This is a genomic window from Pseudomonas sp. 10S4 (assembly GCF_034344865.1).
Lineage (GTDB): Bacteria > Pseudomonadota > Gammaproteobacteria > Pseudomonadales > Pseudomonadaceae > Aquipseudomonas.
In genome coordinates this window covers 5,751,158-5,763,945 of sequence record NZ_CP133774.1, presented here as the reverse complement: position 1 = coordinate 5,763,945, position 12,788 = coordinate 5,751,158, and the positions used below count along the sequence as shown (strand labels likewise).

The window sequence follows — 12,788 nt, the reverse complement described above, 5'->3', positions numbered from 1 at the left end:
CTGAAAGGTTCGACTCGATAGGTAACTAACAAACTTCCTCATATAACTAATTGGTTAAGACTCCTATAGTCAAACGATACAAGGCCACGTCAAATTCTTGCTAATGTTACAGCCAGGTCTGCCAAATGACTGTTTTTAATAATATTTCCTTAAATTTGGCGCCAAGGAACAGTCATGATCGAAGCGCCTGCCTTACGACGTCTGTTAGTGGTTGATCCTTGCGACGATTGCCATCGTCTTTTGCCGGGTTTGCGTTCTGTGGGTTGGGATGTTGACAGCTGTACGCTGGAAAACGCCGCCGATCGAACCTGCGATGTCGGCCTCTTGCGATTGCAGCCTTTTCACCTGGAGCGACCGGAAGCTGTCAAGGAGCTGATCAGCCGTAGCGGCACCGAATGGATCGCCGTGCTCAACCAGGAAGTCCTGCGACTGCAGAATGTCGGGGACTTTGTGTGCGAATGGTTTTTCGACTTCCATACCTTGCCGTTCGATGTCTCCCGGGTTCAGGTAACCCTGGGCCGGGCGTTCGGTATGGCGCGGCTGCGCGGGCAGGGCACGATTCACATTGATCAGCCGGAGCACGAGTTGCTCGGTGACAGCAAGCCGATTCGTGAACTACGCAAGCTGCTGAGCAAACTGGCGCCCACCGAGTCGCCGGTGTTGATCCGTGGCGAGAGCGGGACCGGCAAAGAGTTGGTCGCCCGCACCTTGCATCGACAATCTCAGCGCCACAGCAAACCCTTTGTGGCGATCAACTGCGGCGCGATTCCTGAACACTTGATCCAGTCCGAACTGTTTGGCCACGAGAAAGGCGCCTTCACCGGTGCGCATCAACGCAAGGTCGGACGAATCGAAGCGGCGCATGGCGGCACGTTGTTTCTCGATGAAATCGGTGACCTGCCCCTGGAGTTGCAAGCCAATTTGCTGCGCTTCCTGCAGGAAAAGCACATTGAGCGGGTCGGTGGCAGTCAGCCGATTCCGGTGGATGTGCGGGTGCTGGCGGCGACCCACGTTGATCTTGAGGCAGCTATCGAGAAGAAACGCTTTCGCGAAGATTTGTACTACCGCCTCAACGTACTGCAAGTGGTCACCGCGCCGTTACGTGAACGTCATGGCGATCTGTCGATGCTGGCCAACCACTTTTCGCATTTCTACAGCCATGAAACCGGCCGGCGCCCTCGCAGTTTCAGCGAAGACGCGTTGATTGCGATGGGCAAGCATGACTGGCCGGGCAACGTTCGCGAGTTGGCCAACCGGGTGCGCCGCGGGTTGGTGCTGGCGGAAGGACGGCAGATCGAGGCACGGGATTTGGGGCTGATCAGCCAGCAGACGATCGCGGCACCGATGGGCACGCTTGAAGACTACAAGACCCGCGCCGAACGCCAGGCGTTGTGCGATGTGTTGAATCGCCATAGCGATAATTTGAGTGTGGCGGCGAGAGTGCTCGGCGTTTCGCGGCCGACGTTTTATCGGTTGTTGCACAAACATCAGATTCGATAAAAGCAACGCAGAATCAAAAGATCGCAGCCTTCGGCAGCACCTACGCACCTGTGGGCGTCGCTGAAGGCTGCGATCTTTTGATCTTCACGGTTTTCACCCAACAAAAAGCCCCGCTGCGATAAATCTCGCGGCGGGGCTTTTTGCTGGGATGGATCAGAAGTAGTACGGGAATTTCAGGCTGAAAGTGAAGTCCGGCGCATCAGGTGTCATGCCCAGGGACAGGTTTGGCACGATGGTCAGGTTAGGGGTGGCCGCGATGGTCATGCCGATATTGAAGTACCCGGCGTTGGCATCACTGGAAATAACCGACTGCCAATCCCCGCCGTCCGGCTTGATCGAACTCCTGCGCTGAATCAGGTCAGACATCGAGAACGACATACTCATCTTCTCGTTCAAGGCGAACGCGACGCCCATGCCGACTTGGAAACTGTCGCCGATCCTGACCTTGCCAGGCGTCTTCTGATTGACCGTGGAGCTGATATCGCTGAAAGACTCCTCCAGGTTGTGGGTATAAGACAGGGTGCCAAACAGCACCGCCGGGTCGAAAGTTTTCACCAGCGAGATGCCAGGGGTAATCGACCAGACACCGTTACCGGTGGGCAGGCTTTCAGGCACGAACAAGTTGGTGTTGGTCGGCGACTGGACCAGTTTGATCCCGAACGGGTCTTTGCCGGTCGGTGCCTTGATGCGGAAGGTGAATACGGCATCCGGTGAGTTGGCCGATTCGTCCAGGAACTTGTAAGCCACCCCGGCGTTGATATCGCCGATAGTCGGGTCCTGGTTTACATCGCCCTCGCTGGTCACGTTCGCCGCCCCGTTGTTGCCGCCGCCGGACTGGTAGGTCGATTCGCGATAGACCACGGGCACGTTCAAGTCGAACTGCCAGCGGTTGTTGTAGTTGTACCGGCCGGTGAGGTCCAGGGTGTAGGTGTCAGCCTTGATCCGGTCCAGGTTGATGTTGCCGAGGAAGATCGAATCCAGCGCGAGGAAGCCATTGAGGGTCAGTTGCCGGGTATCGTAGTGAGAGTAAGTCACACCGGTTTCAAAACTGAACTTGCCGCCGCCAAAAAAGCCACTGGCCTCGTCATACAGGTTGGTTACGCTCTGTGCCGGTTGTGAATCGTCAGCCAGCGATTGACCGTACGAGGCGCCACTGCCCCCGGCCGCGCCCCCCGACGCCGCTGCCGCACCCGTGCCACGATTGGCCACCTGCGGATTGCCCTTTAGGTCAGCCGGCGATTTGGCCAGGCGCTTTGGCTGTGGCGTGGCCGGTTGCTCTTCAACCTGTCGTACCCGTTGTTCGAGTACAGCCAAGGCTTTTTGCTGTGTTTCGTAACGTTGTTTCAGGTCTAGAAGCTCCTGTTTCAACGTTTCTACGTCTGCATCCGGGGCCGCCTGCAACATAGCCGCCGGAAATAGAGTGCTCAAACATACGACTGCGCGCAACGATGCGGATCGATACATGAAAAAGCCGTCCCTTTAAGCCTAATGATCGAGAGTCAGCGTAGTTCAATATCCTAAATTGCGTAGTCCCTTGAGTTGATTAAGATTCTGCGAGGCGCCCGCGCCAGGATTGATGTTGTTATTGAGCACAACATTGAGCAAAGTCTGATTGTTGACCGCGTTGCTGTTGCCCAGCAATGTGGTGTTTTGGAGCAAGCCACTCTGGGCCACTTGTTGCAGGGCTGTACCTTGATTGTTGCTGGCCTGAATGGCCATTTGCACACCGCCACTGAAACTGGAAATGGCGACACTGCCGGCGCCGTTGCTGCCGCTGATCGTCTGGCCGTTCATCAACACCTGACCTTGGGCCGGTGCCAGTGCAGGTGCCGTACTGGATTGAGTGACATTGATGCCAACGTCGTTATAGGCCGTGTTGCTGTCGCCTGCGGCGCGTACGCTCTGGGTAACGCCTTGGGTAGAGTTGAGACCGGCGCCACCGATCACATTGCCGGTGCCTTGGGTTGGCGTGCTGCCGTTACCGGTTTGCTTGATGGTGGATACATAAAATTGGGGTTTGACGGTGGAAGACTGGATCTGCATCGAGGAGGTAGCCCCGATCAGGTCACCACTGGCATTGCGCCAGGTACTGCTCATGACGATGCCGAAGCTGATGATGCGCCCCGGCATGACGAAGCGACCGCGTAGCTCACCGAGCTCTTGATCGCTGACGGCGATAGGTTTGAATCCTTCATTGGCAAAGCTTGACGCACTTGCTGCCAGGCAGGCGGCGGCCAGCCAGTATGAGGTTTTCATCTGTTGCTCCCGGAGCGTCCTGCCCCTTTTATCATTATTAGGCGCTAAAAGAAGTCGCTCTGAATAAAACCGAATTCCATCAGTTCTGCGTCTCTGACCGGACTGAACTCATCGAGTTTGTTCTTGGCCGTCAGCGGCGCTGGAGGGTCGCGTAACGCGTTGGTTTTGTCATAACCGGGGCCGACGACAGCGAAGACGATGCCGTTCCAGCCTTTGACAAAGTCATCATGGGCATAGCGTTTATGGCCAAGTACCGGGTCACCGACGTAGACCCAATCCTTGTCCGCCCGCTGCATCACCACGAAGTGCTTGTAGCCACGAATGTCCATCAGGACGACAACCGGAATCGAGACTGCATCCAGCTTTTCAGGAGGGATCTTGTAGCCTCTGGCACGCATGCCGATGCTTTCCAGGTAGTGCTTCATGTCCAGCATGGAGAAACCCTGGGTACGAACAAGGTTCTGGTCAGCGTTGACCAGCATGCCTTTGATGATGTGCTCCTCATCGACGTCGAGCCAATAGGCCTGGCGCAATACGGTAGCCAGTGCAGCGGCACCACAACTGAAATCAGTTTTTTGCTCGACGATATCGGTGAACTTGCGCTCACGAATACTTTGCACGTGCTTAAAGACCAGCATGCCGCCAGGAAGGGCGGCTACAGGCATCTGGGCGGCTTGAGTAACACCACACAGGCACAGCAAGACGGTGAAGGCGGCCATACGCATGATCGATACGCCTATTTCTGGAGTGTGGAAAAGCCCCGTTGCCGGGGCTTTGTTGACGGTCCAGATTAGTGACTGACCGACGAGACCGACAGGCTGTTGGCTTGTTGGTTGCCGTAACCCGCCACGGAGTTCACGCCGATGTTGCCGGAAGAACCGTTGCCCGAGAACCAAACGCTGGCGTTGTTGGTCACAGGTGCTGTCCAGCCGGTTGGGGTCAGGACTTGCTGGGTAGTCACGCCGCCCAGTTCGAAAGCGCCCACTGCAACGAAGGTGGAGGTGCTGTCGCCTTTGCCTTTGCCGCCACGGTTATTATCGCCATAGCCGCCGTGGCTGCCATGATCGTCGTCGGCTTTGGTTTTGGCTACGCCTGTTGCCACGAAGGCACCAGCGCCTTGGAAAGTACCGGTAAGAGTATCTTTCTTGAAGGTCTGAACGCCTTGGTTCTCAACAACCAGCCCGGTGGAAGACTGGGTCGATGCAGCGATAGCCTGCGATTGGCCGTTTGTGCCAGAAGAAATCGCCATGTTGTTTTTCTGTTGGTTGAAGTCGCCTGCCGCCGAGTTCAGGCCCATGTTGCCGGAGCTGCCGTTGCCGGAGTTCATGATCGTGGCAAGGTTAGATGTCGAGTAGTTATTCGCATAGTTGTTGTTGTTGACTTGGCTCACTGTAGACAGAGAGCTGGCGCCGTTGGCCGTACCGAAGATAAAGGCCTCGTCGGAGGCGATAGCGGCGGCGTTGTCTTGTTGGTTGCCGGTACCGGCTGCAGTGTTTGCAGCCATGTTGCCGCTGGACCCGTTCAGCGAATTGCCGATGGTCGAGGTGTTTTGGGTGCCTTGGTTGTTCACCACGTTGCCGTCGCTGTCTTGTGCGTCGATTGCGGTGGCAGTTGCGCCTGCGGTGATTTGGTGTGGAGGAGGTTTGTGACCGTGTTGGTCACCCTCATTGCCACCGCCTGCTTGTGCTGCCATTGCCATCACTGCTGCCAGAGCGAAAACCAGTGGTTGAAGAGCCATTGTAGGTTTCATGGTGTTTCTCCTTGCTCATTAGTTGGTTAAGTGTTGGTACGTCCTGCTGCACTGCAATTGGGTCAGTTCGCGACCCGGATGCTCAGGGTGTTAGCTATCTGGTTTCCCACCCCGGCACTCTGGTTCACCTGAATCACTCCGCGGCTGCCGGTGAAGGCCTGGTCACTGGTAGTGACCTGGCGGCTGCCGTTTGAAGCGTCAGTTGCTCCTGAGCTGGTTGACGGCGTCACGTTCTGTTGAGAAAGGACGCTATCGTCGATACTTTGCGGCCCGGCACCGATGCTGATTCGCATAGCGTTGGCCATCTGGTTGTTGGCGCCGGCCGATTGGTTGACGCCCAATACGCCGCTGCCGTTGCTGAAAGAGTTGCCACCGATGCTGGCGGTTGCGTTCATCCGCGGATCGGCGGGTGTATTGATGTTCTGGTTCACGATGGTGGTCGCCGAGGCATTGTTGCCAATGGCGATGGCCCGGGCGTTGGTCTGCTGCGATTGATCGCCAGCCGCTTGGTTAACGCCCAGATTGCCGCTGTACTGGGCGCCGGAACTCTGAATAGTGGCGCTGTTGACCACAGGCACATTGGAGTCGGCCATGGCGCCGGCACTGGCCAGCAGGGCGATGAAGATCAGAGAGAACTTCATTTCATTGTCCCCCCAGATTGGTCAGCGGGGCGAGGCCGGCGCCAAGGGCGTGGTTAATGGTTCCGGAGATCGAAGCCCCGGCCCCAGCAGCATTACCGCTGCCACCGCCCACACCAGGCATGCCGTTGGAACCACTTACAACGTTCAGGTTCTGAGCGCCGGCACCGTTGAAGTTGACCATGTTGCTGATCGATGAACCGCTGGCGACACCTGCGAAATCACTGTCGCTGAGTTCCCCACCCTGGGTCGCCTGGACGACGTTTGCCGAAGGGTTGGCACTAACAGTGGTCGGGTAGGGGTCTTTGCCGCCGGTACGGCCTATCGGAATCGGTTGAACCTGACGTTGGAGAATGATCACGCCATTGCCATCGGCCATGACGGGAAGACTGGTGAGGGCGCTGACGGCACACCCGATCAGCAGTACATTCGTCAAACCTTTATTGAAAGTTCCCACGGCAGCAATTCCTTCTTCGTTGTGGGCTGGCTTCTGTCAGCGTTATGAAGGAGAGAGCGAAAGCTGTGCCGCTTTTTGATTGTTGTTTTATTTCAACGGGTTAGCGGAAAGGTCTGAAGAGACGATGTTTGAACTGTTTCATGGCTGAGACACTACCTACCGCGTGCAATGGGCTGATGCAGTCCAAAAGCTCTAGAACAAGGGTTTGCGCCAAGGTGTATCAGAACCTTAACAGGTGCCATGACAGGACGATGAAGGGTGCTCAAACGGGGCTTTTTCGGGAAGGGAAGTGTTTCAGGAATGGACACTTTGCCTCTGAATCAGGGGTAAACACTGGGGCTTTCGCCCCAAAGGCAAGGTCAGGAGGCGAGCAACAGGGTGACGGCTCGTATTGCTTGAGCCCGGCGTTCAGCCCAGTCCCCTTGCAGCACTTGGAAGGGTTGTTGATGCTGTGCCAGCCAAGCGTGGGTGGCATTGAAAAATGCTCGACGCTCATCAAGCGAGGGCTGACACCGCTGACCATCGTCCGTCCAGTTGACCTGCTCAGGCGACAGCAGCAAGTGCAAGTCGTAGTGTCGAGCCAGCAGCGCCTGCTCGATCCAGGCCGGGCAGTCGCCGAACAGGGTCTGGCTCCAGAGAATGTTGCTCAATAAATGCGTATCCAGAATCAACAAGTGCGGCTGCCCGGCCCGGGCCTGATCTTCCCATTGCAGTTGGCCGCGGGAGATTTCGGGGATGTCGGCGAGGCAGGTGTCCCGGGGGTTCTGGTCGATGAACCAGCGCACGTATTCATCGACCAGCACACCGCCGAACTGTGTTTTGAGCCCGGCCGCCAACCAGCTCTTGCCGCTGGATTCGGGGCCGGTGAGTACCAGCACTTTCATGCGTGCAACGCCGGATCGGTGCGCCATTCACGCCAGCCCTGTACCGCAATTACTGTGAACAAACCGTAGAGGGTCGCGGTCAGGTACAGGCCTTTGTAAATGAACAGCCCGACAAAAATCACATCGAGGACAATCCACAACGGCCAGCATTGCACACGCTTTTGTGCCATCCATAACTGCGCCACCAGGCTGAAACCAGTTAGCGCGGCATCGAGCCAGGGTTGGGCGGCATCGGTCCAGTGAGCCATTGCCGCGCCCAGCAACAGGCTGCCAATGGCGCCCGCCGCCAGCCCGAGCATGGTCGAGCGGGCACCGAGTTCACTGACTTGCCGGCCGTCATGGGCGTCGCCTGCGCGGGTCCACTGCCACCAGCCATAGAGTTGCAATGCGGCGTAAACCACTTGTAGCAGCATGTCCGAATACAGCTTCACGTCGAAGAAAATCCAGGTGTAAAGCAGCACCATCGCCAGCCCGATCGGCCAGCACCAGGGGTTCTGTTTGACCGTCAGCCAGACGGCAATCACGCCGAGGGCGGCCGCAAACAGTTCAAGCCCGGACATGGAGGTTCCTTGGGGGAAATCGAAGAGGGGGCGGATTGTAGCGGGAAGATCAAAAGATCGCAGCCTTCGGCAGCTCCTACGGGAGTGCCGGAGCGGACTTTTGTGGCGAGGGGCTTGCCCCCGTTGGAGTGCGTAGCGCTCCCAAGCCCTGCAACTGCGATGTATCAGGCACACCTCGGTTGTAGGGTTTGGCGACTGCTGCGCAGCCGGACGGGGGCAAGCCCCTCGCCACAGTGAGTGGTGTTGCCTAGACGCGAAACTGTTTGAGCAACCCGTTCAACTGCTCGCTCAATTCCTTCAGGTGAACACTGGCCAAACTCGACTGCTCCGCCGCCAGTGCCGTGCTGTGGGACAGCCCGGCCGCCTGGGTGACGTTCTGGTTGATGTCTTCCACCACATGGGCCTGTTGCAGGGTGGCGCTGGCAATCGACGCGTTCAGCCCGTTGAGGTTGCGCAGAGCCTGGCCGATAGCGCTCAGGCTCGCACCGGCCAGCCCCGCCTGTTCGATGGTCAGTTGCGACGCCCGGCTGCTGTCGCCGATCACCTTGACCGCTGCTTCGGAGTGATTTTGCAGGCGTTCGATCATCGACTGGATCTCCGCCGTGGACTTCTGGGTGCGCTGAGCCAGCAGACGCACCTCATCGGCCACCACCGCAAACCCACGACCTTGCTCGCCGGCCCGGGCGGCTTCGATGGCGGCGTTGAGTGCCAGCAGGTTGGTTTGTTCGGCAATCGAGCGGATCACTTCCAGCACGCTGCCAATCTGCGTGCTTTCGGCGGCGAGGGTGCGAATCACTTCGACCGCCTGATCAATGGTGCTGGAGAGTTTATCAATCTGCTGCAAGCTGCCATCGATGTTGACCTGGCCTTGCTGCGCCTGAGACTCGGCGTCGCGCATTTCGCTGGCTGCATGTTCAGCGTTCTTGGCCACATCCTGCACGCCGTAGGTCACTTCATTGATCGCGGTTGCCACCAGTTCCATTTGCTGGGACTGCTGCTGACTGCGTTGCTGAGCTTGCGCGGCGTCGTTACCCATATCGCTGGAAGACTGGCCCAAGGCGCTGGCAGAGACCTGCAACTGGCTGATCACCTGGCGCAGCTTGGCGGTGAAGGCGTTGAAGTGCCGCGCCAGTTGCGTGACTTCGTCCTGGCCGTGAGTGTCGAGGCTGCGGGTCAGGTCGCTTTCGCCGCTGGCAATGTTGGCCATGGCGTTCACCGTTTCTTGCAGCGGACGCACGATGCTGCGGGCAATCATGATCACCAGCAGCGCCATGATCAGGGCAATTGCCACGCCGATAAACGACGCTTCCCAGACCTGGCCGTAGAACTCGGCTTGCATGTCATCGATGTACACGCCCGAGCCGATCACCCAGCCCCAAGGCTCGAACAGTTTGACGTAGGAGGTTTTTCTACCGGCGCACTGGCGCCCGGTTTCGGCCAACGGTAATCGACCATGCCGGCACCCTTGGCCTTGGCGATGGCGACCATTTCGTTGAACAGCGCAAAACCATCCGGGTCGCGGATCGTCGAAAGGTTCTGGCCTTCAAGTTTCGGGTTGGCCGGGTGCATGATCATCACCGGCGTCAGGTCGTTGATCCAGAAGTAGTCGTTCTGGTCGTAGCGCAGTCCGCGAACCACGGTCAGCGCCTGTTTTTGCGCAGCCTCGCGGGTGAGGGTGCCGGCGGTTTCCAGGTCGTGGTAATAGTTCAGAATGCCACTGGCGGTCTGCACCACATGCTGGGTTTTCTGCGCTTTGCCGTCGTACAGGTCGTCGTGGATCTGTTTGAGCATCAACACGCCCAGCGTCAGTAACATCACGATGGCCACGATCAAGATGAGCCACAAGCGTCGGCTGATCGACACACTGCGCAAGCTGTTCATAACGCTGTCACTCCGGATTCTTTTTCTTGTAATAAACGGTCGCCAGCATCCAACCACGCTTTGCCGGTTGGGGCTATGCGACGCAAGTCCAATTACGCGACGGCGTTAATCAGGCATCTCTGATAGGATTTCGGCCTCGCACGGAAAAACCTGAATCCAAGTTGATTTTTCACGGAATTTTTACCGTTTCGTAGGGATCCTGTGTGCACGAAACTTCAGCTACGCTGAGCGCAGTGACGTATTAAAAATATTAACGGGGCGTGCCTAGATGCAACGCCTTTGGGGGATTGATGGACCTTTGGACCGCCTTTCAGGCGCTGATTCTTGGAGTTGTAGAAGGGCTGACGGAGTTTTTGCCCATTTCGAGTACCGGACACCAGATCATTGTTGCGGACTTGCTCAACTTCGGTGGTGAGCGCGCCATTGCATTCAACATCATTATCCAGTTAGGCGCGATTCTGGCCGTGGTCTGGGAGTTTCGCCGCAAAATCCTCGACGTGGTCACTGGCCTCCCGACCCAGCCGAGTGCGCGTCGCTTTACCGCCAACCTGTTGATCGCCTTCATGCCGGCGGTGGTGCTGGGGGTGATTTTTTCCGATTTGATTCACGAATACCTGTTCAACCCGATCACGGTAGCGGCGGCGTTGGTCGTCGGCGGGATCATCATGTTGTGGGCCGAGAAGCGTCAGCACGAAGTGCATGCCGAAACGGTCGACGACATCACCTGGCAGGACGCGCTGAAAGTCGGTTTCGCCCAGTGCCTGGCGATGATCCCGGGGACATCCCGCTCCGGCTCGACAATCATTGGCGGCCTGTTGTTCGGGCTGTCGCGTAAAACCGCGACCGAGTTCTCATTCTTCCTGGCCATGCCAACCATGGTCGCCGCGGCGGTTTATTCGGGCTTCAAGTATCGCCATTTGTTCGTGCCGGCAGACTTTCCGGTATTCGCCGTCGGCTTCATCACCGCGTTCATCTTCGCGATGATCGCGGTCAAGGCGCTGCTCAAGTTCATTGCCACTCATAGCTATGCGGCGTTTGCCTGGTATCGGATTGCGTTTGGCCTGGTGATCCTGGCGACCTGGCAGTTTGGCTGGATCGATTGGGCTGCCGCCAAGCCATGAACGACTCCGGCGCGCGGAACAACCCCGGCCGCAAGTCCGGGGGCGGGGTCCAGCATCTAGGCTTGAAATTGCTGGTGTTCGCCGCTCTTTGTGCGCTGCCGCTGTATGGCGCGTTGTCGTTATGGCTGCGCGGCGTTTCGGTGATTCCCTTGGCGGGTTACGGCGTGGTCAGCGTGCTGGCGTTTTTCCTGTACTGGGGCGACAAGCGCAAGGCTCGTGCCGATACCTGGCGCACGCCGGAAAACATCTTGCACGCAGTGGAACTGGCAGGTGGCTGGCCCGGCGCTTTGTTGGCTCAGCAGGTGTTCAGGCACAAGACCCGCAAGGTCTCGTTTCAACTGGTGTTCTGGCTGATCGTGCTGCTGCATCAGGTGTTCTGGATCGACCAGTTGTTCCTTGGGGCACACCTTTTCGCGCTCTTCTAGAGCAGCAGTCCTACCTGTGTGCGCTTGGGCAACTTGCTCACCACTAATTGGTGGGATCGTTGCAACAAGCCTTGCAGTTCTTCGGCGCCTAGCGGGTAGGGCGTCTGCATGATGATCCATTGCGCCCGGGCCAGGTACGGCGCCGGGTGAATGCCCGGTCGGTCGCAATGACCGAGAAACAAATCCTTGTCGACCTTGAACGCCAGGGAATCGCCCCGCAGGTTCTGCAACGCGAACATCTTGTTGCCGGCAATCGAAAACACCCGCACGCCGCCCCATTTGTAATCCTCCCGCGCGCCGGGCAGCGTCAGGCAAAACTGTGCGACATCCGCTTCGCTCATGCGTCCAGCCTTCATATCAAACGGTCCCCACAGGCATTGAATGATTCGATCAAATGGTCGAGCCAGGCACGTACAGCCGGCATCACCCCGCGCCGATGAGGGTAGACCGCTTGCAGCCAGCCGCCAGGCATTGACCAGTCGGGCAGCAACTGGATCAGTGAGCCGTCCGCCAGCTCTGACTCGCAATACATCATTGGCAGAATCGTAAAACCCTGGCCGGCGAGGGCGCAGGCCCTGCGCACGATAAAGTCGTCAATGCCCAGCCGTGCTTCCAGTGCCAGGTCGCAGCTTTTGCCCTGTTGATCGAGCATGCGGATATGCACCATGCGGTCGGGTTCAAGGGCGCCGAGCACCGGCAAGCCCTTGAGGTCTTCCGGGTGATTGATCTCGCGGCCGTGCATGAAGGCAGGGCTGGCGACCATGAGCGTCTGCGCTTGACGCAGACGCCGGGTGACCAGCAACGGATCTTCATCCCCCAGCTCGCGGACGCGCAGGGCGACATCGACACCTTCAGTGACCAGATCCACCCGACGGTTGACCAGCATGACCTCCAGCTGGACCTGCGGGTACTTCTCCAGGAAGTCGCTGATGACCGTCGGCAACATTTGATTGGCCAAACCCACCGGGCAGGACACCCGCAGTCGCCCCCGGGGTTCGCTGGACATGCTGGCCACCGCTTCGTCGGCCATCTCGGCCTCCAACAACATCGCCTGACAGTGACGCAGGTAACGCTCGCCCACGGCGGTCAACTTCAGTTGCCGGGTGGTGCGCTGTAGCAGGCGCGCGCCCAGGCGTTCTTCCAGTTCGGCGATGCGCCGCGACAGTCGCGACTTGGGAATCCCCAGCAACCGCCCGGCCGCCGCGAAGCCACCCGCTTCGACCACCTTGGCAAAATAGTAGAGGTCATTAAGGTCTTGCATGGGTTTGAGACTCGACTGTTCTATCAGTGGGACGAACTATCGCATTGTTGCGGGC

14 protein-coding genes and 1 pseudogene are annotated in these 12,788 nt (G+C 58.2%); 3 read left to right on the top strand and 12 right to left on the bottom strand.

Going from position 1 to position 12,788, the window contains the following annotated elements; genetic code table 11:
• Window positions 1-174 precede the first annotated feature (174 nt).
• Window positions 175-1,500, top strand: coding sequence for a sigma-54 dependent transcriptional regulator (locus RHM58_RS26980; RefSeq protein WP_201203317.1), 1,326 nt, complete (start codon window positions 175-177; stop codon window positions 1,498-1,500).
• A 153-nt stretch (window positions 1,501-1,653) separates the two neighbouring features.
• Here RHM58_RS26980 and RHM58_RS26975 read toward each other — a convergent pair whose 3' ends face one another.
• From RHM58_RS26975 to RHM58_RS34155, 10 genes and pseudogenes are all read right to left on the bottom strand, one after another.
• The gene (locus RHM58_RS26975; RefSeq protein WP_322268723.1) at window positions 1,654-2,964 is read right to left on the bottom strand and encodes a hypothetical protein; all 1,311 of its coding nucleotides are present in this window, start codon (window positions 2,962-2,964) and stop codon (window positions 1,654-1,656) included.
• Between the two features lie 45 nt (window positions 2,965-3,009).
• Entirely contained in the window at window positions 3,010-3,756 is a 747-nt protein-coding gene (locus RHM58_RS26970; RefSeq protein ID WP_322268722.1) for a hypothetical protein, read from the bottom strand.
• Between the two features lie 44 nt (window positions 3,757-3,800).
• Complete coding sequence (locus RHM58_RS26965) at window positions 3,801-4,481, bottom strand: C39 family peptidase (RefSeq protein ID WP_322268721.1); 681 nt, start codon at window positions 4,479-4,481, stop codon at window positions 3,801-3,803.
• 65 nt (window positions 4,482-4,546) lie between these two features.
• The gene (locus RHM58_RS26960; RefSeq protein ID WP_322268720.1) at window positions 4,547-5,506 is read right to left on the bottom strand and encodes a heme utilization protein; all 960 of its coding nucleotides are present in this window, start codon (window positions 5,504-5,506) and stop codon (window positions 4,547-4,549) included.
• 62 nt (window positions 5,507-5,568) lie between these two features.
• Window positions 5,569-6,147 (bottom strand): adhesin, encoded by a 579-nt coding sequence (locus RHM58_RS26955; protein WP_322268719.1) that lies wholly within the window; start codon window positions 6,145-6,147, stop codon window positions 5,569-5,571.
• A 1-nt stretch (window position 6,148) separates the two neighbouring features.
• Window positions 6,149-6,601, bottom strand: coding sequence for a hypothetical protein (locus tag RHM58_RS26950; RefSeq protein ID WP_322268718.1), 453 nt, complete (start codon window positions 6,599-6,601; stop codon window positions 6,149-6,151).
• 359 nt (window positions 6,602-6,960) lie between these two features.
• Window positions 6,961-7,485 (bottom strand): AAA family ATPase, encoded by a 525-nt coding sequence (locus RHM58_RS26945; RefSeq protein WP_322268717.1) that lies wholly within the window; start codon window positions 7,483-7,485, stop codon window positions 6,961-6,963.
• Entirely contained in the window at window positions 7,482-8,045 is a 564-nt protein-coding gene (gene pnuC, locus RHM58_RS26940) for a nicotinamide riboside transporter PnuC (protein WP_322268716.1), read from the bottom strand. Before pnuC ends, RHM58_RS26945 begins: the two co-directional genes overlap by 4 nt.
• A gap of 247 nt (window positions 8,046-8,292) precedes the next feature.
• A complete protein-coding gene (locus tag RHM58_RS34160; protein WP_416195342.1) occupies window positions 8,293-9,252 on the bottom strand; it encodes a methyl-accepting chemotaxis protein in 960 nt (319 codons plus the stop codon).
• A gap of 162 nt (window positions 9,253-9,414) precedes the next feature.
• Window positions 9,415-9,836 (bottom strand): annotated as a pseudogene (locus RHM58_RS34155) (cache domain-containing protein); the annotation flags it as partial.
• Window positions 9,837-10,216: 380 nt separating this feature from the next.
• Here RHM58_RS34155 and RHM58_RS26930 point away from each other — a divergent pair.
• Both RHM58_RS26930 and RHM58_RS26925 read left to right on the top strand, forming a co-directional pair.
• The gene (locus tag RHM58_RS26930; RefSeq protein WP_201197558.1) at window positions 10,217-11,047 is read left to right on the top strand and encodes an undecaprenyl-diphosphate phosphatase; all 831 of its coding nucleotides are present in this window, start codon (window positions 10,217-10,219) and stop codon (window positions 11,045-11,047) included.
• Entirely contained in the window at window positions 11,044-11,472 is a 429-nt protein-coding gene (locus tag RHM58_RS26925; RefSeq protein WP_322268715.1) for a DUF1294 domain-containing protein, read from the top strand. The genes RHM58_RS26930 and RHM58_RS26925 overlap by 4 nt, the downstream gene beginning before the upstream one ends.
• On the opposite strand, the gene RHM58_RS26920 is transcribed toward RHM58_RS26925, so the two are convergent.
• Together RHM58_RS26920 and RHM58_RS26915 are read right to left on the bottom strand one after the other, a co-directional pair.
• Window positions 11,469-11,828 (bottom strand): MmcQ/YjbR family DNA-binding protein, encoded by a 360-nt coding sequence (locus tag RHM58_RS26920; protein ID WP_322268714.1) that lies wholly within the window; start codon window positions 11,826-11,828, stop codon window positions 11,469-11,471. The two genes, RHM58_RS26925 and RHM58_RS26920, sit on opposite strands and share 4 nt — an antisense overlap.
• A complete protein-coding gene (locus tag RHM58_RS26915) occupies window positions 11,825-12,733 on the bottom strand; it encodes a LysR substrate-binding domain-containing protein (protein WP_322268713.1) in 909 nt (302 codons plus the stop codon). Before RHM58_RS26915 ends, RHM58_RS26920 begins: the two co-directional genes overlap by 4 nt.
• Between the last annotated feature and the right edge of the window lie 55 nt (window positions 12,734-12,788).